This is a genomic window from Stenoxybacter acetivorans DSM 19021, from assembly GCF_000745895.1.
Lineage (GTDB): Bacteria > Pseudomonadota > Gammaproteobacteria > Burkholderiales > Neisseriaceae > Stenoxybacter > Stenoxybacter acetivorans.
On sequence record NZ_JQKE01000026.1, the window covers coordinates 573 to 26,992 of the forward strand.

At 46.0% G+C, this 26,420-nt stretch carries 25 protein-coding genes; 18 read left to right on the forward strand and 7 right to left on the reverse strand.

Translation table 11 applies throughout. The features are described from left to right. Nucleotides 1-379 precede the first annotated feature (379 nt). The 3 genes from ruvA to aceK are packed head-to-tail and all read right to left on the reverse strand — an operon-like array spanning nt 380 to nt 3,054. Complete coding sequence (gene ruvA, locus Q384_RS04755) at nt 380-961, reverse strand: Holliday junction branch migration protein RuvA (RefSeq protein WP_037586298.1); 582 nt, start codon at nt 959-961, stop codon at nt 380-382. Nucleotides 962-970: 9 nt separating this feature from the next. Further along, nucleotides 971-1,222: a DUF1289 domain-containing protein gene (locus tag Q384_RS04760; protein ID WP_037586299.1), complete on the reverse strand. Its 252-nt coding sequence runs from the start codon at nt 1,220-1,222 to the stop codon at nt 971-973. A gap of 44 nt (nt 1,223-1,266) precedes the next feature. Beyond that, on the reverse strand, nt 1,267-3,054 hold the full coding sequence (gene aceK / locus Q384_RS04765) for a bifunctional isocitrate dehydrogenase kinase/phosphatase (protein WP_051940473.1): 1,788 nt from the start codon (nt 3,052-3,054) through the stop codon (nt 1,267-1,269). A 474-nt stretch (nt 3,055-3,528) separates the two neighbouring features. Here aceK and murD point away from each other — a divergent pair, with 474 nt between their 5' ends. From murD to Q384_RS04835, 13 genes are all read left to right on the forward strand, one after another. Continuing rightward, nucleotides 3,529-4,866, forward strand: coding sequence for a UDP-N-acetylmuramoyl-L-alanine--D-glutamate ligase (gene murD / locus Q384_RS04775; RefSeq protein ID WP_037586330.1), 1,338 nt, complete (start codon nt 3,529-3,531; stop codon nt 4,864-4,866). Nucleotides 4,867-4,868: 2 nt separating this feature from the next. Continuing rightward, nucleotides 4,869-6,029: a putative lipid II flippase FtsW gene (gene ftsW / locus Q384_RS04780; protein WP_245608506.1), complete on the forward strand. Its 1,161-nt coding sequence runs from the start codon at nt 4,869-4,871 to the stop codon at nt 6,027-6,029. A 43-nt stretch (nt 6,030-6,072) separates the two neighbouring features. After that, nucleotides 6,073-7,152, forward strand: a complete 1,080-nt coding sequence (murG, locus tag Q384_RS04785) for an undecaprenyldiphospho-muramoylpentapeptide beta-N-acetylglucosaminyltransferase (RefSeq protein WP_037586302.1) — start codon at nt 6,073-6,075, stop codon at nt 7,150-7,152. 102 nt (nt 7,153-7,254) lie between these two features. Continuing rightward, nucleotides 7,255-7,689: a SirB2 family protein gene (locus Q384_RS04790; protein ID WP_245608507.1), complete on the forward strand. Its 435-nt coding sequence runs from the start codon at nt 7,255-7,257 to the stop codon at nt 7,687-7,689. A gap of 31 nt (nt 7,690-7,720) precedes the next feature. Continuing rightward, nucleotides 7,721-8,290: a tRNA 5-(aminomethyl)-2-thiouridylate-methyltransferase MnmM gene (mnmM, locus tag Q384_RS04795; protein WP_037586303.1), complete on the forward strand. Its 570-nt coding sequence runs from the start codon at nt 7,721-7,723 to the stop codon at nt 8,288-8,290. A gap of 92 nt (nt 8,291-8,382) precedes the next feature. Next, nucleotides 8,383-9,585 carry an AAA family ATPase gene (locus Q384_RS04800; protein ID WP_037586304.1) on the forward strand — a complete coding sequence of 401 codons (1,203 nt, stop codon included), beginning with the start codon at nt 8,383-8,385 and terminating at the stop codon, nt 9,583-9,585. A 3-nt stretch (nt 9,586-9,588) separates the two neighbouring features. Then, nucleotides 9,589-10,119 carry a hypothetical protein gene (locus tag Q384_RS04805; protein ID WP_037586305.1) on the forward strand — a complete coding sequence of 177 codons (531 nt, stop codon included), beginning with the start codon at nt 9,589-9,591 and terminating at the stop codon, nt 10,117-10,119. Further along, complete coding sequence (locus Q384_RS04810; RefSeq protein WP_037586306.1) at nt 10,116-12,032, forward strand: ATP-binding cassette domain-containing protein; 1,917 nt, start codon at nt 10,116-10,118, stop codon at nt 12,030-12,032. Before Q384_RS04805 ends, Q384_RS04810 begins: the two co-directional genes overlap by 4 nt. 184 nt (nt 12,033-12,216) lie before the next feature. Then, nucleotides 12,217-13,044 carry an amino acid ABC transporter substrate-binding protein gene (locus Q384_RS04815; RefSeq protein WP_051940475.1) on the forward strand — a complete coding sequence of 276 codons (828 nt, stop codon included), beginning with the start codon at nt 12,217-12,219 and terminating at the stop codon, nt 13,042-13,044. Between the two features lie 106 nt (nt 13,045-13,150). Next, a complete protein-coding gene (locus Q384_RS04820; protein ID WP_037586308.1) occupies nt 13,151-13,795 on the forward strand; it encodes an amino acid ABC transporter permease in 645 nt (214 codons plus the stop codon). Further along, nucleotides 13,776-14,555 carry an amino acid ABC transporter ATP-binding protein gene (locus Q384_RS04825; RefSeq protein ID WP_425423473.1) on the forward strand — a complete coding sequence of 260 codons (780 nt, stop codon included), beginning with the start codon at nt 13,776-13,778 and terminating at the stop codon, nt 14,553-14,555. The genes Q384_RS04820 and Q384_RS04825 overlap by 20 nt, the downstream gene beginning before the upstream one ends. A gap of 80 nt (nt 14,556-14,635) precedes the next feature. Beyond that, a complete protein-coding gene (gene pmbA, locus Q384_RS04830) occupies nt 14,636-15,964 on the forward strand; it encodes a metalloprotease PmbA (protein WP_037586311.1) in 1,329 nt (442 codons plus the stop codon). A 30-nt stretch (nt 15,965-15,994) separates the two neighbouring features. Continuing rightward, nucleotides 15,995-16,483: a disulfide bond formation protein B gene (locus Q384_RS04835; protein WP_037586312.1), complete on the forward strand. Its 489-nt coding sequence runs from the start codon at nt 15,995-15,997 to the stop codon at nt 16,481-16,483. Nucleotides 16,484-16,720: 237 nt separating this feature from the next. Here the strand turns inward: Q384_RS04835 and putA are convergent, their stop codons facing one another. Together putA and Q384_RS04850 are read right to left on the reverse strand one after the other, a co-directional pair. After that, nucleotides 16,721-20,323, reverse strand: coding sequence for a bifunctional proline dehydrogenase/L-glutamate gamma-semialdehyde dehydrogenase PutA (putA, locus tag Q384_RS04840; protein ID WP_037586313.1), 3,603 nt, complete (start codon nt 20,321-20,323; stop codon nt 16,721-16,723). 337 nt (nt 20,324-20,660) lie between these two features. Beyond that, nucleotides 20,661-21,641 (reverse strand): malate dehydrogenase, encoded by a 981-nt coding sequence (locus Q384_RS04850; protein ID WP_037586315.1) that lies wholly within the window; start codon nt 21,639-21,641, stop codon nt 20,661-20,663. 290 nt (nt 21,642-21,931) lie between these two features. Between Q384_RS04850 and Q384_RS04855 the strand changes: the two genes are divergently transcribed. After that, nucleotides 21,932-22,360 carry a ProQ/FINO family protein gene (locus tag Q384_RS04855; RefSeq protein ID WP_037586316.1) on the forward strand — a complete coding sequence of 143 codons (429 nt, stop codon included), beginning with the start codon at nt 21,932-21,934 and terminating at the stop codon, nt 22,358-22,360. A gap of 187 nt (nt 22,361-22,547) precedes the next feature. On the opposite strand, the gene Q384_RS04860 is transcribed toward Q384_RS04855, so the two are convergent. Together Q384_RS04860 and Q384_RS04865 are read right to left on the reverse strand one after the other, a co-directional pair. Next, nucleotides 22,548-22,931 (reverse strand): cupin domain-containing protein, encoded by a 384-nt coding sequence (locus Q384_RS04860; RefSeq protein WP_037586317.1) that lies wholly within the window; start codon nt 22,929-22,931, stop codon nt 22,548-22,550. 225 nt (nt 22,932-23,156) lie between these two features. Further along, on the reverse strand, nt 23,157-23,642 hold the full coding sequence (locus Q384_RS04865; protein WP_037586338.1) for a GNAT family N-acetyltransferase: 486 nt from the start codon (nt 23,640-23,642) through the stop codon (nt 23,157-23,159). 232 nt (nt 23,643-23,874) lie between these two features. Between Q384_RS04865 and Q384_RS04870 the strand changes: the two genes are divergently transcribed. From Q384_RS04870 to hemC, 4 genes are all read left to right on the forward strand, one after another. Then, on the forward strand, nt 23,875-24,312 hold the full coding sequence (locus tag Q384_RS04870) for a type II toxin-antitoxin system RatA family toxin (protein WP_037586318.1): 438 nt from the start codon (nt 23,875-23,877) through the stop codon (nt 24,310-24,312). 4 nt (nt 24,313-24,316) lie between these two features. Beyond that, nucleotides 24,317-24,637, forward strand: coding sequence for an RnfH family protein (locus tag Q384_RS04875; protein ID WP_051940480.1), 321 nt, complete (start codon nt 24,317-24,319; stop codon nt 24,635-24,637). 131 nt (nt 24,638-24,768) lie between these two features. Further along, nucleotides 24,769-25,374 (forward strand): hypothetical protein, encoded by a 606-nt coding sequence (locus Q384_RS04880; protein ID WP_037586319.1) that lies wholly within the window; start codon nt 24,769-24,771, stop codon nt 25,372-25,374. Between the two features lie 95 nt (nt 25,375-25,469). Next, on the forward strand, nt 25,470-26,420 hold the full coding sequence (hemC, locus tag Q384_RS04885) for a hydroxymethylbilane synthase (protein WP_037586320.1): 951 nt from the start codon (nt 25,470-25,472) through the stop codon (nt 26,418-26,420).

Here is a 26,420-nt window from a genome sequence, read left to right on the forward strand (position 1 = left end):
TTTGATTGCTGCATTTGATTGCTGCATTTGATTGCTGCATTTGATTGCGGCAGAAGCAGGTTTTTTCAGGCAGCCTATGATTATCTATCGGTGGCTGTCTGAAATTTTATGAAAAACAGGAAAGTAACGAAGCTCGCCCCTTCTATTGCTTTTCCAAGGCATAAAAGGTTCTACTTTTTTTCATTGAATATTGGTCAATTCTAATCTATCTATTTGTTTATTATGAACCATGTTGCTAAATGCCTACAGACCCCAGATAAACCATTCAATTTAAACTGCCAAACTAAATGTCGCTTTCTGATTCCAAAAATAATTAATCCTGTTCATTTGGTTTTGTTTTTCCGAAAATGATTTGCTCATCTTTATAAATACTTGTGAGCTATTTCAGCATATTTTTCAAAGCCTGCCGTACACCTTCACTCACATCAATATTTTCAGGCAGCCCTTTGCAAGCTGCTTGTGCTTCGCGTTCGGTATAGCCCAAAGCCAGTAAGGTATTGATGATGTCATCGTGTTGGTTGATGAATGAAGTTGCTTGTTCGGGGTTCGGCACATAAAAATCCGTTAATTTACCGCGCAGTTCCAAAATCATGCGTTCGGCGGTTTTTTTGCCGATTCCGGGTGCGGCAGACAGGCGTTTGATGTCTTCATTTGCCACGGCTTGCGCCAATTCCGCGCTGTTCATTGCCGATAAAATGCCCAAGGCAATTTTCGCGCCGATGCCCGATACTTTTATTAATTGGCGAAATGTTTCACGTTCTGCTCGTTCAATAAAACCGAATAATAGATGGGCATCTTCACGAATAATCTGCTGGGTGTGGAGTTGTACGCGCTCATTCAATGGCGGCAAGGCATAAAAGGTTTGCATGGATACGTCGATTTCGTAAGCAACACCTTGCACGTCCACCAGTACTTTGGGTGGTTGTTTTTCAATCAAAATTCCGGTTAAACGGCTAATCATGCTTTTTCCTTAAAACTCAAAACTATTTTGCGGCGAGGTGTTGTCTGCGGATATTGGCTGCTGCCTTGTTTGTTCTTGTAAATCGCGCTTTTTGCGCAGCCGGCACAGGCGCAAAATTTTTTGTTTTTCTGCATCACTGAATTTCAACCAATATTGCCTCTCTTCCCGCCGACGATAACAACCTTTGCAAAAGCCTTTGGGGTTGGTATCACAAACGCCTTTGCATGGGTTGGGAATGGTGAAAAATTCAAGCTGTTCCATAAGGTAACAATGGGTGAAATTACTGATTTATGAGTTAATGTTTTTTATACGTCCGGTTTATCGGCAGCATCAGTTTGCACGGTACACACGTAAAAGCGGGCAGACTGCGGATAGGGGAAAAAATCTTCCAGAATACCCGCTTGAAGACGTTCTTTTTTTTGCTGCCAAAATTCAGGGGTGAGCAGATCGCGGTGGTGTTGCAAAAATACTTGGCGCACATCAGGTTCACCCAAAAGGAAGGGGCCGAATTCTTCAGGGAATACATCGCCTTTATTCACGGGATACCACACTTCTCCCGACATTTCGTATTCGGGATTGGGTGCTTCGGGAATGGCGCGAAAATTGCAGTCGGTCATGTATTCAATTTCGTCGTAGTCGTAGAAAATCACGCGTCCAAAGCGCGTCATGCCAAAATTTTTGTAGAGCATGTCTCCGGGGAAAATATTGGCGGCGGCAAGCTCTTTGAGTGCGTAGCCATAATCAATAACGGCGGCGGCTTTGGCTTGCGGATCGGCAATTTGCATAAACAAATTCAATGGTTTGAGTCGGTATTCGATATAAACGTGTTTTACAATCAATAAATCGTCGGTTTCTTCAATTTGGGTGGGTGCGAGTGTATGCAGTTCTTGCAATAAATCCGGGTGGCAGCGAGATTTGGGCAGGGCGACATTGGAAAATTCCAGTGTATCAGCCATGCGGCCAACGCGGTCGTGCCGTTTTACCAGTAAGTATTTTTCGCGTACATAATCGCGGTCAAAATCTTTATTGGGACCGAATTTATCTTTAATGACTTTAAATACATAGGGAAATGAGGGTAAGGTAAATACACTCATTACCAAGCCTTTTACGCCCGGTGCCAGAATAAATTGGTCATACGAATATTCCAGATGCCGATGAAACTCGCGGTAAAAAATATTTTTACCCTGTTTTTGTAAGCCCAGCATGGTGTATAAATCGCCAACCGAACGGGTGGGCAGCATGGTTTGTAAAAACTGTACATAGCCTGAAGGCACGGGCATGTCTACCAGAAAATAAGCGCGGGCAAACGAAAACAATACGCCGATTTGCTGCGCATCGAAGAGCGCGGCATCAACAAACAAACCGGGTGAACCGTCATCACAGCTGCCGTGAACAACAGCAAAAGCAAAAGGGTAGCGCACATTGCCGTTGATGATTTGTCCGAATACATACGCGCTTTTGTTGCGGTAAAACGCGCTGTTCAATACTTGTAAATGCAAATTCAATTCGCCTAAGGGCCAATCGCCGCGCATGCGTTGTTTGGCGGCGCGCAGAATATTGGCAACATCGCGCCCCAGATTCACAAACGGGATTTGCCAGTTAAACTGGCGGAAAACCCGTTTCAGGCAGCCTCTTAAACCTTGTTCATTGGGATAAAATGCATTAAAGGTATGCGGTTCGGAATCAATGTATTCGGTGGAAATTGCCGGTTTAACAAAGATAAATTGGTTGTTGTAATACTCTTTGTCCAGAATTTGTGTGGACACGGAATTAAAAAAAGTTTCTGCCAATTCCGGTTGTTTGTGATTAACCAATAAGGCAATGTATTCGATTTTTGCCAACACCCAGACGTCATCGCTCAATAGATTTGCCATGACCTCGCGGCGCAATACTTCAATGGCTTCGTGCACGCGGTCGTCATACATTTGGATACGGTCGGCAACCAACTGTTGAATGCCGTGCCAATCGGCTTGCTCAAACAATTCTTTCGCCTGCGAACTGGCGGCGCGAAACATACGGTAGTGTTTATTGAAGCCGTCTAAAATGGTGGCAGCCACCAAGTGGGCTTGTTCGTGCATTAAATTCAGACTCATGTTTTCTCCGTTGTATTTGTTTTGGGTATTTTAAATACAGCTTGCTGTTTTTGAGTAAAGATTTTTTGGCGGTGTTCGCCATAACAAGCGATATGGCTTGGCAGCGGCTGTGTCAATGGCTGTTTATTATCGGCAATTTTGAATGGCAGTGTAAAGAAAATAGCTCAGGAAAACCACAAAAATCAAAGTGTTTTTGCTGCGGTTGCTGCCGGCTTGTTGATTGGTAATTGATTGGTGAACGGTGTGTGATAGTCGGCAGAAATGGGGTTTGCGGGTACAATATTCAGCTTCTCAGAAAAACAATGCCGCATCAGCGTGTGTTGGTAATAAAGTTGCTTTTTAAGATGAAAAATTTTAAAAAATAACTTAAATAATTGGTTTTGCTTTTCGATAATGAAATGATGAGTGGTTTCGCACAGTAAAAGCAAATACATCAGATCGGCTGAAAGCGGGCGACAGGGTGATAAAACAATGATGATTTGGCAAAATAAAAAAGTATTGGTTATGGGGCTGGGCAGCACAGGTGTGTCGCTGTTGTCGTTTTTAGCGCAAACAGAAGCGCAGGCGGCAGGTTATGATGAACATTTGAGCGAAGAACGGCGTGAGGCATTGCAGCAGCAGTTTGCCGTACCATTATTTTCAGGTAGCCTGAATAACGAATTATTAAGCCAATTTGACATATTGGCGTTAAGCCCGGGTGTGAGTGAACGGTTGCCTGTTTTTGCGGCGTTTAAAGCAGCGGGCGGGCAGATTATCGGCGATGTCGCCATTTTGGCGGATTTGCTTATTGGCAGCGGCAGCAAAGTGATTGCCATTACCGGGGCGAACGGCAAAACCACCACCACCAGTTTGGTGGGGTTTTTGTGTGAACGCTGCGGGCTGGATACGGTAACCGCGGGCAATATCGGCACACCGGTTTTAGATGCTTATCTGGCAAGGCAGGGCAAAGCGGCCGATGTTTGGGTGTTGGAATTATCCAGCTTTCAGTTGGAAACCACCGAAAATCTCAACGCCGATGCGGCGGTGGTATTGAATATTTCCGAAGATCATTTAGACCGCTACGATGATTTATTGGACTACGCCCACACCAAAGACCGTATTTTTCGCGGACAAGGCGTACAGGTGTTGAATGCCGATGATGTATTTTGCCGTGCCATGAAACGCCCTGACCGCACGGTGAAATGGTTTTCTCTGAAAGAAACAACAGATTATTATTGGCAAGACGGTGCATTATTTGCCGATAAAGATATGTTGCTGCCGCAAAATGAATTGGCTTTGCAGGGGCGGCACAATGCTGCCAATGTGTTGGCGGCGTTGGCTTTGTGCGAAGCCATCGGCTTGCCGCGTGATGCGTTATTGCGTCATGTGCGCGATTTTAAAGGCTTGCCGCACCGTGTGGAAAAAGTGGCAGACATCGGCGGTGTGTGTTTTATTGACGACTCCAAAGGCACAAATGTTGGTGCAACTTGTGCCGCGATTGAAGGATTTGATATGCCGCTGGTGTTGATTGCAGGCGGTTTGGGCAAGGGGCAAAATTTTACGCCGTTGGCGGCGGCATTGCGCCATAAGGCACGGGCAGTATTGTTGATCGGGCGAGATGCCGCACAAATCGGCGCGGTATTAAACGGCGAAGGGTATCCGATTGAATATGCCGACAGCTTGGAAACCGCTGTTGAACGTGCTTATCGGCTGGCACAAAGCGGTGATGCCGTTTTGCTCAGCCCCGCTTGTGCCAGTATGGATATGTTCCGTGATTATGCACACCGCAGCCAAGTATTTATTGAAGCGGTTTACCGCTTACAGGCAGCCTGAAAATGATGATTATTCCGCCGCCGCAACCGATTGAACGCAAACTTTTATACCGCGGCAATACTTTTGATGTGTCGCTGGTCTGGATGGTTTTATTGCTGCTGGGTTTTGGCTGGGTGATGGTGTATTCCGCATCATCGGCTTACGCGCTGGCAGATAGAGGTAATGCGTATTTTTACGCCATACGGCACGGTGCTTTTTTATGTATTGGCTTGTTTTTTCTGTGGGTAACAACCAAAATTCCGCTGAAGATTTGGTGCAGCCGCTCTGTTATGGTGTTGGTGTGCAGCTTGTTGCTGCTTGCGTTGGTATATTTTATCGGTACAGAGGTTAATGGTGCACGGCGTTGGCTGCGCTTGGGACCGGTGAATATTCAAGCCTCCGAGGTGTTTAAATTGGCAGTGATTGTGTATTTGTCGGGTTTTATTATGCGGCGGGTGCATGAATTAAGCCGGTTAAAGCGCGTGTGGTGGGTGATGCTGCCGATCGGACTGGGCTTGTGGCTGGTGCTGCGTGAGCCGGACTTGGGTTCGGTGGTGGTTATCAGTATTATCGCCGTGGGTTTGTTGTTTTTGGCGGGTTTGCCGTGGAAATGGTTTGGTTTAACCGTATTGCTGGGTGTGCTTGTTATTGCTGCATTGATTGTCAGCGAGCCTTATCGGCTGGTGCGGGTCAGCACTTTTCTTGACCCGTGGCAAGACCCTTTGAACACCGGTTATCAGCTGTCGCAATCGCTGATGTCAATCGGGCGCGGCTATTGGAAAGGCATGGGCTTGGGCGCGGGCATCGGGCAGCGGTTTTTCCTGCCCGAAGCGCATACTGATTTTATTTTTGCCATTATCAGCGAAGAATTGGGTTTTATCGGCGGTTCATTGCTGGCAATGTGCTATGGCTGGCTGGTTTGGCGTGCGGCGGCGATTGGCAGACAGGCGCATAATTTGGGACAGCTGTTTGGTTCTTTGCTTGCCTACGGTGTAACCATTTGGGTGGGTGTGCAAAGTTTTTTCAATATCGGCGTGAATATGGGTTTGCTGCCTACCAAAGGCTTAACCTTGCCGCTGATTTCCTACGGCGGCTCTTCTATGGTGATGATGTTGATTGCTTTGGGGCTGCTGATACGGGTGGACATCGAAAATCGCATGGTGATTCGCGGTTTTCGGGTGTGAGTTTTGGGTGTTCGGCAGCTCTTGAAAAACGGAGAACGCGTAAATGGACGGTAAAACTTTTCTTTTGATGGCGGGCGGCACCGGCGGTCATATTTTTCCCGCTTTGGCGGTTGCCCAATCACTGCGCAAACGCGGTCATCACGTGATTTGGCTCGGCAGTGAAGATGCGATGGAAACGCGTATTGTGCCGCAATATGATATTCACTTGGAAACTTTGGCAATCAAAGGTGTGCGCGGCAATGGTTTAAAACGCAAGCTGATGCTGCCGTTTACCTTATGGAAAACCGTTCAGGCAGCCTTGAAAATGATTAAACAGCATCGCATCGATGCGGTGATTGGTTTTGGCGGATTTGTTACCTTTCCCGGCGGCATCGCGGCAAAATTAGCAGGTATTCCGCTGATTATTCATGAACAAAATGCCATTGCCGGTTTGTCGAATAAAGTATTGTCGCATTTGGCCAATCAAATATTGTGTGCGTTTCCGCAGGTTTTTACCCAACAAAAAGGGCAGTGGGTGGGCAATCCTGTGCGTGCGGATATTGCCGCATTGCCCGAACCGTCTGTTCGCTTTGCCAATCGCGAAGGCGCGCTGCGTTTGCGGGTGCTCGGCGGCAGTTTGGGTGCGGACGCACTTAATCAAATCTTGCCTGAAGCCTTGGCATTGCTGCCTGAAAACGAACGCCCGCAAGTTTTACACCAAACAGGGCGCGGCAGATTATCAGGCGTAGAGGCACGTTATCATTCGGTGGGTGTGGAAGCGTTGTGTGTGGAATTTGTTGATGACATGGCGGCACTTTATCGCGATGCCGACATATTGCTGTGCCGCGCAGGCGCATTAACCATTGCCGAATTAACCGTTGCCGGCGCAGGTGCGTTGCTTGTGCCGTTTCCTTTTGCTGTGGACGATCACCAAACCGCCAATGCCCGCTATCTGGCACAAGCGGGTGCAGGGTTGCTGTTGCCGCAGGCGCAATTAACCGCGCAAAAATTGGCACAAGTTTTGGGCGGCTTAACGCGGGAACAATGTTTGCAGTGGGCAATTCAAGCCAGAACGCTGGCGCAGCCGGACAGTGCTGATAAAGTGGCAGAAATTGCCGTCGAAACGGTTGCCAAGTACGATTAAAAGTTTGTTTCTCTAATTAAAATGCCGAAAAATTCAAATGCTTTATGATAAAAAATAAAGCATGGCATTTGCTGTTTCATTTGCTTGAACGGCAATAAATGAATGACCGCGCCTGCATCGGCATTTTTCAGGCAGCCTGTTTATCTCTTTTACAGACACACGATGTACCTCATCGTTAAATACGGTCATCTGACTTTTGTTGCATTCACTTTTATTTTATTCAATCTGCGCGTGGGTCTGAGACAGGCAATGCCCGCCAAACCCTTGCCCAAATTGCTGCGTATTTTGCCGCATTTAAACGATACTTTATTGCTGATAACCGGCTTGTGGCTGATTCATCTCACGCGCTGGATACCATTTGTTAACGCCAACTGGCTGGGCGTGAAACTGATTTTTTTGGTGCTGTATGTACTTTGGGGTGCGCTGGCATTGCGTATTGCGCCGCGCAGTAAACGCGGTTTATTTGCCTATGGCATGGCAATGTGCTGTTTTGCCGCCATTGTGCTGTTGGCTTGGTTTAAACCGCTATTGTGGTGAATAAAAATCAAGCCAAGCGCGAAACAAAACCATGCTTTTAGAAAACAGCCTTGCTTTTTCACACAGCTTATTGTCCCGCCATGTACAAGCGGGCGATATTGTGGTTGATGCCACCGCAGGTAATGGGCATGACACGGTATTTCTGGCGCAGTATGTCGGTGAATACGGGCAAGTTTATGCGTTTGATATTCAAGAAATTGCTTTGCAGCGCACACAAGAGCGATTGCAGCAAGCCAAGCTCGCAAAACGTGTTCAATTGATTCATGCGTCTCATGCGGATTTGGCAGAGTATGTACCGCCCAATATTGCCACCGTGATGTTTAACTTTGGCTATCTGCCCGGCGGCGATAAGCAATTGAGCACCCAAACCCACAGTAGCCTTGCGGCATTGCAGTCGGCGTTGAAACTGTTGGCGGTGGGCGGGGTTGTCAGTGCGGTACTGTACCCGGGGCATTTTGCAGGCGCAGCAGAAAGCGCGGCGGTGTTGCAGTGGGCGCAAAATTTGCCGCAGCAAGCATTTTCGGTATTGCAATATGGGTTTATCAATCAACGCAATCAACCGCCGATTTTGTTGGTGATTGAGAAGCTAAGATGCACATAAACCAATGAAAGATTTCCTGAAAAACTGGTGATTTTTTCCATATTCAGCTACACTGAGCAGGTTGAGAAAACTTCCAACATCTGGAATTTAAAATGATCATCACTCGGATAAAAATTGATAATCTGTATTCTTTTCAAAATACAGAAATTGATTTCACCTATAGCAGAAAAAAAACAAACAGCACCATTGATGGTGAATTTTTGGATTTTGCACCTAAGTTTTATTTTAAAAAAGTTTGCATTATTTCAGGAACAAATGCCAGTGGTAAAACGGCATTGGGTAAGGTATTGTGTTATTTTTTGAATTTCATAACAGGAAAAAACAATACCATTTCTGATATTGTCTCAGGGGTTTTCGATAAAGAGAGAAATGCTTTATTGGAACTGGATTTTGTTACACTTTCTGATCAAAAAATTCATCGAGTTAAGATTGAGGTTGCGAGTAATAGCGTAAACTCATTGAAAACCTTATTCTATGTTGCCACAAAAATAAATGGAAATGACAGCGCAGAAAAGGCAAAGCAAAAACTGAAAGATATTGAAGAAAAACAAAAAGGCGGGACATACATTAATAGTGAACAAACTTCTCTTGATGAAGTATATGAGCAACTTATAAATAAAAATATTCAACAAAATTGGTATTTTTTAGTTTCTGAAAATGAAACTGGTAGTTCATCTGGAAAAATAAATGAATTTTCTGTTGATTTATTAGGAAAATTATTGAAAATATTTGATCCGTCAGTTAGTAAGGTAAACCCTATTTTTAAAGAAGTTGAAGTTAATGGGAAGATTATTAGACTCAATGAGGGTTGCGAAGTTATTTTTGCCAATGGTGATAAAGCTAAAATTGATGATGATTGTCAAGTAATGACTGATCCTAATCGGTTTTCAAAAGGTACTTTTGAAATATTGCAAGTTGCTGGTTTTATTAACCGCATCATGAATAGTTCTGATTCTAAAGTTCCTGATGAATATCAAATTGGTACTTTTTTTCTGGACGAAAAAATGGCATACAGTAATTCTCATTTAGAGCAAGCTGTGGTTACTTTGATTATCAGTAAATTGGGTAGGTACGCACAGTTTTTCTACACCACTCACAATTACGATATTTTGGATTTAAATTTACCTGTCCATAGTTTTTTGTTTATGAAAAAAGATATGCATAATACAGAAATTATTCATCCTGATCATACGTTTCAAAAGAACGACAGAAAATTACTTAACTATGTTAAAAATGATTATTTTCATACTATCCCCGACATGGAAATACTCGATGAATTAATCTTTGGAGAGTGATAAATGGCAACGATTATTCTTGTGGAGGGTGAAACAGAGCAAGCATTTTGGAAAGTATTTTATCAAGGGCAAACGAAAAAAATTAATTTATGGGATTGTAAAGAAAAAGACATTAATAATATTGCCCTTTCTGTAAAGAATAATGATGAACTTATCATTATTTTTGATACTGATGTAACTGATAATTACGCAAGATTTTTGAGTAATTTAAAATCTATTAGGCAGAAAATTAGTGGGAATCGTGTTTTTTTATTGCAGCAGAATAAAAACTTTGAAGATGAATTGTGTAAGGCTTGTAATTGTAAACAAGATAAATTAAATCAGCATTTTAATCATGCCCGTAGTGTAGGAAAATTTAAATCTGAATTTATCGAACATTTTAAAAATAAAAAATTGAGAGAGAAATTGGAAGAATTATCTATTGATCTTGGAAAAATGTGGGTAGCTGAGTTGATTGAATGTTTAAATTTGGAAGAAGTGAAAAAAATCAAAATAGATGGACAACACAAAAAAATTAAAGCGCTTAAAAGATGATCGAACTCAAAAACCTCACACTTCAGCGCGGTACAAAAGTATTGCTTAATCAAACCAATGTCATGATTGCGCCCGGCAAGCGGGTGGGGATTATTGGTAAAAACGGTAGCGGTAAATCCAGCTTATTTGCGTTGCTGAAAGGTGAAATCAGCCAAGACGGCGGTGAAGTGGGTATGCCCAAACATTGGCAAATGGCGGCGGTGGCGCAGGAAACGCCTGCGTTGGACATCAGTGCTTTGGATTATGTATTGCAAGGCGATGCGGCATTGCAAGATTTTCAGGCAGCCTTGACGCAAGCGGAAGCAGACGGCGACGGCATGAAGCAAGCCGAATACCATGCCAAATTGGAAGAAATTGATGCCTACAGCGCACCTGCCCGTGCTGCCAAACTGCTTACCGGTTTGGGATTCAGTCAAGAACAGCATGGTTTTCCCGTAAAAGCATTCAGTGGTGGCTGGCGTATGCGCTTGAACTTGGCGCAAGCTTTGATGTGCCGCGCTGATTTATTGCTGTTGGATGAACCCACCAATCACTTGGATTTGGAAACCGTGCTGTGGCTGGAAAATCATCTGGTGTCTTTAAATGCCACCCAATTGATTATTTCTCATGACCGCGATTTTTTGAACGCCGTTACCACCCAAACCGTGGAATTGGCGCAGCAAAAACTCACGCTTTACGGCGGTAATTATGATTTTTATCAACAAGAGCGGGCATTAAGATTGGCGCAGCAGCAATCGGCGTATGTCAAACAACAGACGCACATCAAGCACTTGCAATCATTTATTGACCGCTTCAAAGCCAAAGCCACCAAAGCCGCGCAAGCACAAAGCCGAATGAAAGCCTTGGCAAAATTGGAACACATTGCGCCGGCGCACTTAGACAGCGAATTCAGCTTTGAATTTACCGCGCCGGAACATTTACCCAATCCTTTATTGAAGCTGGATCATGTGGATTTGGGTTACAACGGGCAAAGTGTGCTACGGCAAATATCATTGTCGGTGGAATCCGGTGCGCGTTATGGTTTATTGGGCGTGAATGGCAGCGGTAAATCCACTTTAATTAAAGCCATTTCAGGCCGCCTGAAACCTTTATCAGGGCAGATTATCCGTGCTGAAAAGCTGAATATCGGCTATTTTGCACAGCATCAGCTGGAAACTTTGCGTGAAGACCAATCGCCGATTTGGCATATTCAGCAATTATCGCCTTTGGTGCGTGAGCAAGAAATCCGCAATTTTTTGGGCGGTTTCCATTTTGCGGGTGAAATGGCGTCGCAATCCATTGAACCTTTTTCGGGCGGTGAGAAAGCACGGCTGGCATTGGCAATGATTGTGTGGCAAAAACCCAATTTATTACTGCTGGACGAACCCACCAACCACCTGGATTTAGACATGCGCCACGCCTTGACGGTGGCATTGCAAAGTTTTCAGGGTGCTTTAATTGTGGTGTCGCACGACAGAAGTCTGCTGGAAGCAACTGCCGACAGTTTTTTGCACATTAATCAAGGCTGCCTGAAAATATTTGACGGCGATTTAAACGATTACCGAACATGGCGTTTAAATCAAGAAAAAGAAACACAGCAGCAAAACGCTGATTCAGCATCAAATGACAATACAAACAGCCGCAAGGAGCAAAAACGCGCGGAAGCGAAAATGCGGCAAGAATTGTCTCGTTTAAGCAAACCCATACAGCAAAAAATTGCCAAAACAGAAGCCGATATGGCGGCATGGCACACGCAGCAGACAGAATATGAAACTTTTCTGGCAAGCGAAGAGGCGTACCGCGAAGAAAATAAAGATAAGTTAAAGCAATATCTCAATGATTTGGCACAAGTGAAAAACCGATTGGCATCGGCAGAGGAAAATTGGCTGATGTGGCAGGAAGAATTGGAAGCCATTCAACAACAAACCGCTTAAATCAAGTAGAATTCGAATTTCTTTTATTTCGATTTGTTTAACACCGCTAAATAGCAATTATTTGTACAGCCAACCCGTGAATTCATTTCAAGCATTCAGATGCAATTAATTGCTGCACTGCTTGCGAAAACACAACAGGGTGTACAAGTTTTTAATGTTTCAGCCATACACAAGGATTTCTGCCATGCAAAAAATGCTTCGTTCTCTCTTGGGCGGTACTGTTGCTGCCTTAACATTGGCTGCCTGCGGCGGCGCACCTGCCGACAACACCCCGGCGGCGTCCGCCGAGGCTACCGCTGCTTCTGCCGCGTCTGCTCCTGTTGTCGCGTCTGAGGTGGTTATCGGTTTGGACGACAATTTCCCGCCTATGGGATTTCGTGATGACAACAATGAAATCGTTGGTTTTGACATTGACATGGCACGTGAAGCTGCCCAACGTGCCGGTTTAACCGCTACATTCCAACCAATTGATTGGAGTGCCAAAGAAGCGGAATTAAAAAGCGGCCGCGTGGATATGCTGTGGAACGGCTTAACCATCACAGAAGAGCGTAAGCAAAACATCTTGTTCTCCAATCCGTATATGGAAAACCACCAAATCATTGTGGTTCGCGCAGATTCACCGATTAAAGTCAAAGCCGATTTGGCGGGTAAAGTGGTGGCGGTGCAGGACGGCAGCAGCGCGGTAGATGCAGTCAATGCCGATGACGTATCCAAGTCGTTTAAAGAATTGAAAAAATTCGGCGACAATGTTATGGCGTTAATGGATTTGGGTGCGAAACGTGCCGATGCCGTGGTGGTGGACGAAGTGGTTGGCCGCTATTATGTGGCGAAAAAACCGGCTGAATACACTGTATTGGCAGACAATTTTGGTACTGAAGAATACGGTGTGGGCTTCCGCTTGGAAGATGCGGCATTGCAGCAAAAAATCCAAAAATCTTTGGACGACATGAAAGCCGACGGTGCATCTGCCAAAATTTCCGATAAATGGTTTGGTAAAAACATTGTTAAATAATTAAACTGACTTAAATCAGGCTGCCTGAATGTTTTCAGGTAGCCGTAAAACCTGTATTCCGGTTGGCAAAATGTGAATACAGGTTCTTCTTTTGTTGGAAATCCAAATGGATTATTTGTTGCAAATACTGCCGGTGATGTGGACAGGCGTGAAAGTAACGCTGTCTTTATTTGCCGTTACCTTATTGCTGTCAATCCCCTTGGGTTTGATACTGGCATTGATGCGCTTGTCGAAAATCAAGATATTGGATTACACCGTTAATGCGTATATCTGGTTAATGCGCGGCACACCATTGATGCTGCAATTGTTTTTTGTTTATTTTGCCTTGCCGGCAATTGATATTCGGCTGGAAAAATTTCCCACCGCCGTGGTGGCTTTTTCGCTTAATTACGCCGCTTATTTTGCCGAAATTTTCCGCGGCGGCATTCAATCCGTCGGCAAAGGGCAATACGAAGCCGCTAAAACACTGGGCATGAATTACAGCCAAACCATGCGCCGTATTGTTTTGCCGCAAATGTGGAAAAAAATCTTGCCGCCTTTGAGCAATGAAACCATTACATTGGTGAAAGACACGTCTTTGGTTTATGTATTGGCACTGCAAGACGTGATGAAGATAACCTTTCAAATTGTTTACCGTGAATTCAGTGTTACTCCGTTTGTGGTTGCTGCGGCGTTTTACCTCATCATGACGCTGATTTTGACTTGGGCTTTCCAAAAAATGGAGCGACGCTATGCACGCTACGACGACTGATTTAATGATAGATGCGCGCCAAATTCACAAATCATTCGGACACTTGGAAGTATTAAAAGGCGTGGATTTGCAAGTAAAACCTTCGGAAGTTGTGGCAATTATCGGTTCATCCGGATCAGGTAAATCTACTTTACTGCGCTGTTTAAATCATTTGGAAACCATACACTCGGGCAGCATTGCCATTGAAGGCGATTACTTGGTGCGCCAAGATGAAAACCGACAAAGCCGCTATGCGCCCGACAAAGACATTAAACGCATTTGCGCCAAAATCGGCATGGTGTTTCAGCAGTTTAATTTATTCCCGCACATGACCGTGCTTCAAAACATCATTGAAGCACCGATAACCGTAAAAAAACAAAACAAAAACGACATTATTCCACTGGCGCAAAATTTGTTAAATAAAGTGGGGCTGGCTGAAAAACAGGATTGTTATCCATCGCAATTGTCGGGCGGACAAAAACAGCGTGTTGCGATTGCCCGTGCTTTGGCGATGCAGCCGGATATTATGCTGTTTGATGAACCCACGTCGGCACTTGATCCTGAACTCACGGGAGAAGTATTAAAAACCATGCAAAAGCTGGCTGAAGATAAAATGACCATGGTTGTGGTTACCCACGAAATGGGTTTTGCCCGCGAAGTAGCGGATACCGTGTTGTTTATGGACAGCGGCGTGGTGTTGGAGCGTAATCATGCCCGTGATTTTTTTGCCAATCCGGAGCACAAACGCACACAAGCATTTTTAAGTGCCATGCTGAAGTGATGCTGCAGGGCGTTGCTTTAAAATCATAACGTTAAAAATAATCAAAAAAATAATACGCATTACTCGGAAATGAGCCATTTATGTTTCATCATCAAGCAGATGAATTAAAAAATTTATGTGAATCCGTCTTAAATCAAGCCAAACGAGACGGTGCTACGGCGGCGGAAGCCGATGTCAGCGAATCGGTTGGTCAATCGGTGCAAGTGCGCAAACAAGCGGTGGAGCAGATTGAATATCAGCAGGATAAATCGCTGGATATTACGGTTTACGTGGGGCAAGCCAAAGGACGCGCCAGCACTGCTGATTTTTCTGCCAATGCCGTGGCACAAACCGTTCAAGCGGCTTTGAACATTGCCCGCTATACGGCGCAGGACGAATGCGCGGGCTTGGCAGATGCCGAACTCATGGCAAAAAATATCGGCGACACCGATGCGTATCACCCGTGGATTTTGCCGACGGAAGATGCCATTGATTTGGCAAAAAGCACTGAAGCGGCGGCATTGGCTGCCGATTCTCGCATCAGCAATTCTGAAGGTGCAAGCGTGCAAACCGACCATTACCAGTATGTTTACGGCAACAGCTACGGTTTTTTGGCACACAAACAAGGCAGCCGCCACAGTGTTTCATGCAGCGTGGTGGCGGAAGATGAAAGCGGCATGCAGCGTGATTATTGGTATGACACCGCGCGCGCACGTGAAGATTTAACCAATGCAGAAAGCATCGGCATACAAGCGGCACAGCGCGCTGCCCGCCGATTGGGTGCTCGCGCGATACCGACAGGCAATTACCCTGTGGTGTTTGACGCCACCGTTTCAGGCAGCCTGCTGGGGCATTTGGTGGGCGCATTAAGCGGCGGTGCTTTGTATCGGCAAGCCAGTTTTTTAACCGACAGCTTGGGTAAAATGGTTTTGGCATCGTGGGTAAATGTGCGTGAATTGCCGCATTTGCCGCGGGCATTGAGCAGTACTTATTTTGATGCCGAAGGCGTGGCAACACATGACCGCACCGTGATTGACGGCGGCACAGTAGCAGGCTATTTTCTCGGCAGTTACAGTGCGCGTAAATTGGGCATGACAACCACTGCCAATGCCGGCGGCGTCCATAATTTACACATGAACCATACCCATGCGGCACAAGCCGATTTATTGCGCGAAATGGGCAGCGGCTTGTTGATAACCGAGCTGATGGGGCAAGGCGTAAACAGCATTACCGGCGACTATTCGCGCGGTGCGGCGGGTTTTTGGGTGGAAAACGGTGAGATTGCCTATCCTGTGGAGGAAATCACGGTTGCCTCACGCTTGCAAGACATGTTTCTGGGGCTGCAAGGCGCGGCAAACGATGCGTTGAAACGCAGTGCCAATAAAATCGGTTCGGTTTGGGTAGATAAGATGACGGTAGCGGGGCAATAAGGTATCATTTTGCCAACTTTAAGGAAGAACATGATGACATATCGCAAGGCTTTATTTTTCGTATTTTTAATGACGGTTGCCGCTGTTATGGTTTCATGTTATTTGCAGTATGTGCAAGGCATGAATCCGTGTGTTTTGTGTATTGTGCAGCGCGTAGCGGTGATATTCACGGGTTTAATTGCTTTATTGTGCTTGCTGTTGCCGCTGCAAAAACCGATATTCCGCGGTGTGGCTGCGATGGCGAGCAGCCTAGTGCCGATTGGCGGCTTGGGTGTGGCTTTGTATCAAATATATATTCAAAGCCTGCCGATAACCGAGCAGCCTTCGTGCGGTGCACCGTGGACTTTCCGCTTACAGGACGCACCTCTGTTTCATTGGTATGAGCCGATTATTCGGGGTACGGGCAATTGCGGTGAAGTTCTGCGTTTATTTGGCTTGTCTTTGCCGACTTGGAGTGCCTTGTTTTTTACGGCAGTGCTGGCGTGGCTGTGGTTGATGCTGAAATACACTCGGAAATAAACAATATCCGTAATTGAATCAAAGCGATTGAATAGAAAATTTTCTGTGATTGCTGCGTTAAATAAAAAGGCTGCCTGAATATTCAGGCAGCCTTTGTTGTGTCAAAAATGTGGCTAAACAGCAACACCGCATTTGGCTCAAAGCCCCAATCAAGAAAAAGGATATTCACAACCTTTTTTAAAAAAGCATCAGTGAATTATGTTGTTCCTTGCTATGATTGGTTTTGGTACGGGCGTTTTACAGCTCCGACATTGCCATTAAGCTGGCGTTGCCGCCCGCAGCTGTGGTGTTTACGCTGATGCTGATTTCTTGATACAAGCGCAGAATGTCCAAGCCGTTTTGAGCGTTTACCAAATGCATAATTGCGCCGTCGCGCTTTGCCAATTCCGCTTTTAATGGCAGTGGTAACGGTTCAAGCTGAACGGCGTGGGTGATGCTTTCGTGTGCGGGATTAGGGCTGACGTGCAGACAATCGCCCAAATGATCGTGCCACAGGCTCAACGGGTGATTGGGAGTAACATAGGTTTGAATATTTACCGCCGCCAATTCAATCAGCACCGCAACCGATTGTTTCAAATCACCGCCGTAAAGCCATACTTTTTTCGGGGCATGCCATTGCAGGGTATTGCGCTCACCGGTTGGTCCGTCCAATACCCATTCCGCACCGCGCAGGGTTTGTATTTTGGTTTTACCTTCAATTGCCGCTAAATCCAAGCGGTCAGCATGGGAGAACCCCATTTCGTTGATGATTTCGCTCAAAACATTCAGTGCTTGGGTATCGGGTTTGCCGATGCGCGTTAATACAGGCATATGCCAGTGGCGGCAGTGCACCAAGCGTTGTAAATAAAACGGACCGCCCGCTTTGGGTCCTGTGCCGGATAAGCCATGACCGCCAAACGGCTGCACCCCCACCACCGCACCGACAATATTGCGGTTTACATAAATATTGCCCGCTTCAATGCGTTCGCTGATGTGTGCAACGGTGCTGTCAATGCGGCTGTGAATGCCGTGAGTGAGCGCATAGCCTTTGGCGTTGATTTGATCAATGACTTTATCCAAATCATCGGCGGCATAGCGCACCACATGCAATACAGGGCCAAATACTTCGCGCTGCAATTCGTCCAGATTATTCAATTCAAATAAAGTGGGTGCAATAAAAGTGCTGTTGGCGGCGGCGTTTGCAATCGGTACTTGGTGAACGGTTTTGGCAGTGCTTTTTACGCGTTCAATGTGTGCCAGCAAATTTTGCTGTGCTTCGGCATCAATGACAGGACCAATATCCGTCTTCAGCAGCATCGGATTACCCACCTGCAATTCATTCATTGCACCTTGAATCATGGCAAGCATAGAATCGGCAATGTCGTCTTGTAAACACAATACCCGCAGTGCCGAACATCGCTGCCCCGCCGAATCAAAGGCAGAATTCAATACATCGGTGCATACTTGCTCTGCCAAGGCGGTGCTGTCCACAATCATTGCGTTTTGCCCGCCGGTTTCTGCAATCAATACGGGGTTGTCTTCGCGTTTTGCAAGGTTTTGGTTAATGAGTTTGGCAACTTCGGTTGATCCCGTGAAAATCACACCGTTTATCCGCGTATCTTGGGTGAGTGCCGCGCCCACATCGCCCGCACCCAAAATCAATTGCAGTACATCACGCGGCACGCCCGCTTCATGCAATAGGTTTACCGCATAATGTACAATGATGCCGGTTTGTTCTGCTGGTTTGGCAATCACCGTATTGCCCGCCGCCAAAGCGGCAACGGTTTGCCCGATAAAAATCGCCAGCGGGAAATTCCACGGGCTGATGGTAACCACTGTTCCCAAAGGTTTTGCATCAGCCGTTAAGGTTTGTTCGGCTTCTTGGGCGTAATAGCGGCAAAAATCAACGGCTTCGCGCACTTCGGCAATGGCATTGCTTAAGGTTTTGCCCGCTTCACGCACTGCCAGCATCATTAAATCTGCCGTGTTTTCTTCCATTAAATCGGCAAAACGGCGCAGGCAATCACCGCGCTCGGCAGCAGATTTGCCTGCCCAGTCACTTTGAGCAGCCAGCGCGGCATCAATCACCGACGGTACTGCGCTTGGTAAACTGAATACCACTTCACCAACCACATCATCATGATTGGCGGGGTTGCGCACCAAATGCGTCGTATCCGCGTGGTTGGCAACCGCCAATAAAGAGACCGCCTGAATGGGTTCGGTCATGGCAGCGTTCAAGTTGTGCTGCAATTGCTGCAATACCAATTCATTGCTTAAATCCAAGCCCATCGAATTTAAGCGTTCATTGCCGTAAAGATGACGCGGAAGCGGCAAAGCGGCGTGCGCCCGTCCGCCGTAGCCTGCCGCCAAATCCAGCGGGCATTGCACCAAATCTTCGATATGGACATTGTCGTCCACAATTTGATTGACAAATGAAGAGTTTGCGCCGTTTTCCAATAAGCGGCGCACCAAATACGCCAACAGGGTTTCATGTGTGCCGACAGGCGCGTAAATACGCACGCGGCGTCCTAAATATTTCTCGCCCACTACTTGGTCGTACAGGGTTTCTCCCATGCCGTGCAAACATTGAAACTCAAATTCTTTACCCATGCCCATTTGATATACTGCCGCCAGCGTATGGGCATTGTGGGTGGCAAATTGCGGAAATACCGCATCTTGTGCCGCCAATAATTTGCGTGCGCATGCCAGATACGATACGTCAGAGTAGGCTTTGCGGGTATAAACCGGATAGCCGTCCATGCCGTCCACCTGCGCCCATTTTATTTCGCTGTCCCAATACGCACCTTTTACCAAACGGATCATCAGCCGCTGCTGATGACGGCGCGCCAAATCCACTAAATAATCAATCACAAACGGGCAGCGTTTTTGATATGCCTGCACCACGAAGCCAATGCCCTGAAAGCCTTTTAAATCCGCATCGCCTACCAAAGATTCCATTAAATCCAGCGATAATTCCAAGCGGTTGGCTTCTTCGGCATCAATATTCAAACCAATATTGTATTGTTTGGCGAGTAAGAACAACGCTTTCAGGCGCGGCAATAATTCATTCATCACCCGCTCATGCTGGGCGCGGCTGTAGCGCGGGTGAATCGCGGATAATTTTACTGAAATACCGTTGCCGTCATAAACCCCGCGCCCTGCACTTTGCTTGCCGATGGCATGAATGGCATTGACATAATCTTGGTAATAGTGGTCGGCATCGGCTTGAGTCAATGCCGCTTCACCCAGCATATCAAACGAAAAGCGATAGCCCATTTCTTCGCGCTGTTTGCCGTTTTCTAATGCTTCTTCAATGGTTTGCCCGGTAACAAACTGCTTACCCAGCAAGCGCATGGCATAATCCACCCCTTGACGAATTAAAGGCTCGCCGCCCTTACCCAAAAGACGGTTTAATGCGGCACTCAAGGTTTGCTCATCGCTGCGTGTGGTGAGTTTTCCTGTAATCAGCAAGCCCCACGCAGCAGCATTGACAAACAAAGACGGGCTGTGATTCAAATGTTTTTTCCAATTGCCGCCCGATAGTTTGTCTTGAATTAATTTATTGCGGGTTGCTTTATCGGGAATGCGCAGCAAGGCTTCCGCCAAACACATCAAAGCAACGCCCTCTTCACTTGACAGAGAAAATTCATGCATCAGCGCGTCCACACCGGAAGATTTGCTGCGATTTTGGCGCACTTGGGTAACCAAACGCCGCGCCAGTTTATCGGCTTCTTCTTTTTCCGATACCGACATTTGTGCCTGTTGCAGCATATCATTTACGGTTTGAGCCTCATCGCGGCGGTATGCGCGGGTAATTGCCTCACGCAACCCGCTTTGCGGTGCTTGTGCAAATGCAAACATATTCTCTCCTAATTTTGATATTCGATTGAATCAATACAGAGTCAATACAAAAAAGACACAGATAACAATCTGTGTTGGTTCGGGAAAACACCGATATTGTTGATATTTTACTACGTAAACCCTTGCATCGGCTGATACAGCAAGCGTTTTTTCATTGCCTGCGGGTTTAGCCGCTGTCCAAAAACACAGCTGAACTGCTTTCTTTTTCATCACGCAGCAATCCGAAACAATTAAGCCCTGTATGGTAGAAAGGAATGAAAAGCGGTACTCACCCATCAAACGTTAAAACAGGCTGCCTGAAGTTTTTCAGGCAGCCTGTTTTATCGGCGGGCGGGGATTATTTTAATAAATGCGCCACGCCTGCTTTTTCTTCTTCCAGTTCGTTCAAGGTTACATTGATGCGTTCTTGGCTGAATGCGTCAATATCCAAACCTTGCACAATGGTGTATTCGCCGTTTTCGCAGGTAACCGGAAAACCAAACAGGGTATCTTTGGGAATGCCGTAAGAGCCGTCGGAGGGAATGCCCATGGTTACCCATTTGCCGTGAGTACCCAAGACCCAATCGCGGATGTGGTCAATGGCGGCATTAGCGGCACTGGCGGCGGAAGATAAGCCGCGCGCTTCAATAATGGCTGCACCGCGTTTGCCGACAGTGGGCAGAAAGACGTTGGCATTCCAATCTTGATCGTTAATCAGGTCTTTTACTTTTTCACCGTTAATGGTGGCGAAGCGGTAGTCGGCATACATGGTGGGGCTGTGGTTGCCCCAAACACACAGTTTTTCAATGTCGCCGACGGCTTTACCTGTTTTTTCCGCCACTTGGCTCAAGGCGCGGTTGTGGTCTAAACGCAGCATGGCGGTGAAATTTTTCGCCGGCAAATCGGGGGCAGATTTCATGGCGATATAGGCATTGGTATTAGCGGGGTTGCCTACCACCAATACTTTAACATTGCGGCTGGCCGCTTTGTTTAATGCCGCACCCTGAACGGTGAAAATTTCGGCATTTGCTGACAATAAATCAGCGCGTTCCATGCCTTTGCTGCGTGGGCGTGCACCCACCAAAATGGCGATGTCAGCATCTTTAAATGCGACTTCCGGGTCGTCGGTGGCAATCATGCCTGCCAGCAGCGGAAAGGCACAGTCTTGCAATTCCATCATCACGCCTTTAACGGCATTTTGGGCTTGAGGCAAGTCCAGAAGCTGCAAAATAACGGGGGTATCTTTGCCCAACATTTCACCGCTGGCAATGCGGAATAATAGGGCATAACCGATTTGACCGGCGGCGCCGGTAACAGCAACACGTACGGGTGTTTTCATAAAAATGCTCCTGATATAGATGAAACAAAAATTTTCTCATTAGTGATTGTTAATGATGAATTGGTGTCTATTGCGGTTTACCAAAACTTAACAAAACTTGTACATCATACCAAAAAACAGGCAAGGTAAGCAGAATTTGCATGATGGTGCAACACTTAATACACAATTAAAGAGTATGTTGTTTGAATATGGAGCTGCGTTATGGTTGAATGTCTTTGCCTATGCTATCATTGATAAATTTAAAACAATAATTAATATCTATACGGTGTGTCATGAAAGACAATACAAATATGAATCAGCAAACTGCCTTAGGCGAGGCATTGAAGTCTGCCGTACAAACCATGAGTAAAAAAAAGCAAACGGAGATGATTGCCGAACACATTTATAATAAATATGAAGTGTTTAAGCGGTTTAAGCCTTTGGCTGTGGGGATTGATAAAGATTTGGCAGAAGCGTTGCCGCAATACGATGTTTCGCTGATTGCTCGTGTGTTAGCCAATCATTGCCGCCGCCCGCGCTACATCAAATCTTTGGCTCTCGGCGGCAAACGCTTTGATTTGAATAACCGATTTAAGGGTGAGGTATCACCGGAGGAACAGGAAATCGCCAAGCAGAATCCTGCCATGCAGCAAAATAAGAAAACCCCGAAAACCGATGTTGCTCAGGCCGTTAATGATGCGCAGCCAAAAGCGGCGGCGGGTGAAACAATCAGCGAATAAACAGCAATGATGTGTTCATCTTGCCAATTCAAAAAAACAGCACTGTGTTAATACAAGTGCTGTTTTTTTGTTTGCATTGTATTGCTGAATTGATGTGATAACGGGTTATTTTTGTGGGTTATTGGGTTGTGGATATATTGGTATTGGGCTGCCTGAAACGATTTTCAGGCAGCCTGATTATATTATTTCAGCTGCGCACAAATACGGTAATTAAAGGTTCATCACCGATTTGGCGGCTGCAATGACCATGAATGGCAGGATTAAATGTTTCGCCTGAGGGTAAGGTGTCGGCAGAATAAAAATGTTCACCTGCTTTGAATCGGCGAACACTGCCATCACGCAGACCAATTTCCATGATGCCTTGCAACACAAACAGCCATTGTGGTTTTCCGGTGCAGTGAAAATCACTTTTAAAGCCCACGGGGCTTTGGCGCAGCTGCAAACCTTCGGCGGCTTGCCACGGAGATAGGCGGGCAGCTTCTGTGCCTTCGCTTAATTCAATGGTTTCTTCACGAAAACGAGCATAGCCATTGGTGTCGGTAAATAAAATTATTTGAGTGAATGCGGTCATTTTGGTTTCCTGAATGTTGGTGGGTTGTTGATTTTTTCGGCAAATACACTGTTTTGGACGGTATTTCAGATATGTTACAGCCAAAATACAGAATGGTCATGCAACCCGATATTGCGGCAAATGTGTTACTTTGATGCGGCGCAATAACAGCAATTGTTTTTTAGGCTACCTTAATATATTGCCTTAAAAAGCAGTTAGATAACAGAGTGTTTGTTTAAAAATGGGCTACCATAAATATTTACGCATCAGTAAACAATCCACTGCCACTTTTTTGTTTAAAGGCAAAACGCACTCACCCAAAGATTCAAAACCGTTGATTTCATAAAAGGGAATGGAGTTAAGGGAAGCATACAGTTTCATCATGCCCAATTGTGCTTGCTGTGCTTGTTTTTCGGCACAATGCAGCAGGGCTGTGCCTAAGCCTAAATTGTGGACAAAGGGGTGTACATATAAAGCATCAAGCTGAGCTTGGCAGAAATCCAATTGAAAAAAACCTTGAATATGATTTTTGAATTCGATTACCCACAAGGTTTTATCGGGATTAGACAGGGTTTCAGCGTAACTTTCGGGGCTGAGTAAATCCAACCACGCCGATAAAATTTCGGTGTTGTAACTGCGGGCGCAGGTATAGCGCACGGCGTATTGATGCGCATTGAAAATATCTTCGCAGTCAGTCAGCAAGGCAGGGCGCAGCAGGGTTAGCACATTCATTACGGCACACGAAAAAATGGAGCAAGGATAACGCGTAATATAACGCATCAGACGCGTTTTGGCTTGAGGAAGGTTAAGGAGAAATGAAAAGATAAGGCTGTACTGTTTCTTTTTCGGGTTGAAAAGCACTGAAAATCGGTTGTTTAGAGAGTTTTAGCGGATTTCTTTAATAACATGAATAAAACAATGCTGTGCTAAAATTACAGAGTCTTGTTTTGGGTATTGCGTGGCCATGAGCGTTAAAACCATTAGCAAAAATGTGCTGGTGTTGCACAGTACGCAGCAAATGTTTGAACTGGTGGATACCGTTGAGAATTATCCGCAGTTTTTGCCGTGGTGCAGTTGTGCAGATGTATTAAAGCGTGAAGATAATGTACTGGAAGCGGTGCTGCACATGGATTATATGAAAGTGAAGCAATCGTTTGGTACGCGCAACCACAATACACCGCCCACGGAGATTCGTATGGATTTATTGACGGGACCTTTTAAACAATTAAGCGGCACTTGGCGGTTTACTTCGCTGGGTGATTTGGGTTGTAAGGTGGATTTTCATTTACAGTATGAATTTGCCGGCAGTTTGCTGTCTGCGCTGATTGCGCCTGTTTTTAACCGCATTGCCGAAAGTTTGGTAGATGCGTTTATTCAAGAGGCAGATCGGCGTTATGGATAAGCAAATGCTTGAAGTTGAAGTGGCTTATGCTTCGCCGCAGAAACAGGTTTTGTGCTGTCTGAAAGTAGCGGCGGGTACTTGTGCGCGGCAAGCGGTGCTGCAATCGCGGTTGCCTGAAAATTTTCCTGATGTGGATTTTCAGGTAGCCGCGATTGGGATTTTCGGCAAGAAAATCGCCGATGATGTGGTTTTGCATGAATTTGATCGGGTGGAAGTGTATCGCCCGTTGTTAATTGACCCCAAAGAAGGCCGGCGGAATCGGGCAAAAAACCATAAAGTGAAAACCGTTAAAAGCAGCGCAGGGGATATGTTGAATGATGGCTGATAATGTAAACGTTGGCACGTTGCTTGCTTTAATTGCGATGATACTTTGATTTTGAGTATGGTAATATATTATAAATTGTTATTATTATATTGTTATTTTCTCAATTGGTTTTATAGGCAAATTAATCGGCAATGAAACAGAAAAAATCCACGGCAAAAAAGCCGGCATCTGAAGGTAACGTCTCTTCTCGCTTATTGGTGATTGGCGGCGTGATTGTGATGTCGGCAGCCGTTGTTTTCTTTTTCGTGTTACCGTCTTCTCAAGCACCTGCTGCAAAATCACACGAAGATGCGGCGGTATCTGCGGTTTATGCTTCTGATGTTGGCGTGGAAGCGTTGTCTGTTGGCGGAACGGCACAGGCATTGTTGAAAAAATACCTCAACACGACCCACCGAGCCGGTACGCCGCAAAGCCCTTATATTGTTACGCCGAACAATATTGTCAAAGCATATAAAGAAAGTGCTGATGCAACCCTTGAAGCCTTAACGGGTAAAACCTTATCGGTTTTGGGCGTGGTTTATGGCGTGTTCAGCAACAGTAACACCCTGATGCTGCAAAGCGGAGAGCCTGATTTCACGGTAATCACCAATGTTGATGCACGGTCATTTCAAAAATTTGCCGATGCCAATCATTTGGAAGAAGGTGCGGTTATTTTGCTGTCTTCCTGCCAATTGACGGGCATTAAAAATAAAATTATCAATCTTAATCAATGTCGTATCATTGAAGCCAATCAATAGTTTCAGGCTGCCTGAAATTCAAAGCAATGCGGTTCGCGGGCGGGATGTATGTGAATATGGTAAACTGACTGCCATTTTTTATTCACCGCATTGTCATGTCCAATACTCCTGTTCAATATCCCGAAGAATTAGTGATTGCCAGCCGTGAAAGTCTGCTGGCAATGTGGCAAGCCGAACACATTCAAGCCTGTTTGCAAACCCTGTACCCAAATATGCGGGTGCGCATTGAGGGCATGACCACGCGAGGTGATCAGATTTTAGACAAAACATTGTCTAAAATTGGCGGCAAGGGTTTGTTTATTAAAGAGCTGGAACAAGCCTTACAAGAAGGACGTGCTGATTTGGCAGTGCATTCCATTAAAGATGTTCCCATGGATTTGCCGCAAGGCTTTGCATTGGCTGCGATTACCGAGCGTGCTAATCCGTTTGATGCTTTTGTGTCCAATCAATATGCTTCTTTGGCTGAAATGCCAACAGATGCGGTGGTGGGAACAGCGAGTTTGCGCCGCGAAGCACAAATTCGCGCCGCGTTCCCTCATCTGCAAATCAAACCGCTACGCGGCAATGTACAAACCCGTTTGCGTAAATTGGACGAAGGTGAATACGATGCGATTATTCTTGCCGCTGCCGGTTTAGATCGGCTGGCATTGCATGAGCGTATTCGTACATTATTGCCGCCTAATGAGAGTTTGCCCGCTGTTGGGCAAGGGGCGTTGGGTATTGAAATTGCCGATACGCGCACGGATTTATTCGATTTGCTGCAACCTTTAAATCATGCGCAAACCGCTGCATGCGTGTTGGCGGAGCGCGCTTTGGCACGGGCGTTGGGCGGTAGCTGCCAAGTGCCGCTGGCGGGTTTTTGCACTGAAGAAAACGGCATACTTACTTTGCGCGGTTTGGTGGGGCAGCCCGACGGTTCACGCACACTCACGGCATCAGCACAAGCACCCGTTGCCTATGCCGATGCGCTGGGGCGCGCCGTTGCCAAACAATTGAGTGAGGACGGTGCGCAAGACATCATCAACGCTTTATTAACAGCGTCGTAA

Bases quoted from the DNA above. Each gene is read 5' to 3' on its own strand.
- ruvA (WP_037586298.1), bottom strand. From the start codon at position 961: ATGATTAGCCGTTTAACCGGAATTTTGATTGAAAAACAACCACCCAAA.
- Q384_RS04760 (WP_037586299.1), bottom strand. From the start codon at position 1,222: ATGGAACAGCTTGAATTTTTCACCATTCCCAACCCATGCAAAGGCGTT.
- aceK (WP_051940473.1), bottom strand. From the start codon at position 3,054: ATGAGTCTGAATTTAATGCACGAACAAGCCCACTTGGTGGCTGCCACC.
- murD (WP_037586330.1), top strand. From the start codon at position 3,529: ATGATTTGGCAAAATAAAAAAGTATTGGTTATGGGGCTGGGCAGCACA.
- ftsW (WP_245608506.1), top strand. From the start codon at position 4,869: ATGATGATTATTCCGCCGCCGCAACCGATTGAACGCAAACTTTTATAC.
- murG (WP_037586302.1), top strand. From the start codon at position 6,073: ATGGACGGTAAAACTTTTCTTTTGATGGCGGGCGGCACCGGCGGTCAT.
- Q384_RS04790 (WP_245608507.1), top strand. From the start codon at position 7,255: ATGACCGCGCCTGCATCGGCATTTTTCAGGCAGCCTGTTTATCTCTTT.
- mnmM (WP_037586303.1), top strand. From the start codon at position 7,721: ATGCTTTTAGAAAACAGCCTTGCTTTTTCACACAGCTTATTGTCCCGC.
- Q384_RS04800 (WP_037586304.1), top strand. From the start codon at position 8,383: ATGATCATCACTCGGATAAAAATTGATAATCTGTATTCTTTTCAAAAT.
- Q384_RS04805 (WP_037586305.1), top strand. From the start codon at position 9,589: ATGGCAACGATTATTCTTGTGGAGGGTGAAACAGAGCAAGCATTTTGG.
- Q384_RS04810 (WP_037586306.1), top strand. From the start codon at position 10,116: ATGATCGAACTCAAAAACCTCACACTTCAGCGCGGTACAAAAGTATTG.
- Q384_RS04815 (WP_051940475.1), top strand. From the start codon at position 12,217: ATGCAAAAAATGCTTCGTTCTCTCTTGGGCGGTACTGTTGCTGCCTTA.
- Q384_RS04820 (WP_037586308.1), top strand. From the start codon at position 13,151: ATGGATTATTTGTTGCAAATACTGCCGGTGATGTGGACAGGCGTGAAA.
- Q384_RS04825 (WP_425423473.1), top strand. From the start codon at position 13,776: ATGCACGCTACGACGACTGATTTAATGATAGATGCGCGCCAAATTCAC.
- pmbA (WP_037586311.1), top strand. From the start codon at position 14,636: ATGTTTCATCATCAAGCAGATGAATTAAAAAATTTATGTGAATCCGTC.
- Q384_RS04835 (WP_037586312.1), top strand. From the start codon at position 15,995: ATGATGACATATCGCAAGGCTTTATTTTTCGTATTTTTAATGACGGTT.
- putA (WP_037586313.1), bottom strand. From the start codon at position 20,323: ATGTTTGCATTTGCACAAGCACCGCAAAGCGGGTTGCGTGAGGCAATT.
- Q384_RS04850 (WP_037586315.1), bottom strand. From the start codon at position 21,641: ATGAAAACACCCGTACGTGTTGCTGTTACCGGCGCCGCCGGTCAAATC.
- Q384_RS04855 (WP_037586316.1), top strand. From the start codon at position 21,932: ATGAATCAGCAAACTGCCTTAGGCGAGGCATTGAAGTCTGCCGTACAA.
- Q384_RS04860 (WP_037586317.1), bottom strand. From the start codon at position 22,931: ATGACCGCATTCACTCAAATAATTTTATTTACCGACACCAATGGCTAT.
- Q384_RS04865 (WP_037586338.1), bottom strand. From the start codon at position 23,642: ATGAATGTGCTAACCCTGCTGCGCCCTGCCTTGCTGACTGACTGCGAA.
- Q384_RS04870 (WP_037586318.1), top strand. From the start codon at position 23,875: ATGAGCGTTAAAACCATTAGCAAAAATGTGCTGGTGTTGCACAGTACG.
- Q384_RS04875 (WP_051940480.1), top strand. From the start codon at position 24,317: ATGCTTGAAGTTGAAGTGGCTTATGCTTCGCCGCAGAAACAGGTTTTG.
- Q384_RS04880 (WP_037586319.1), top strand. From the start codon at position 24,769: ATGAAACAGAAAAAATCCACGGCAAAAAAGCCGGCATCTGAAGGTAAC.
- hemC (WP_037586320.1), top strand. From the start codon at position 25,470: ATGTCCAATACTCCTGTTCAATATCCCGAAGAATTAGTGATTGCCAGC.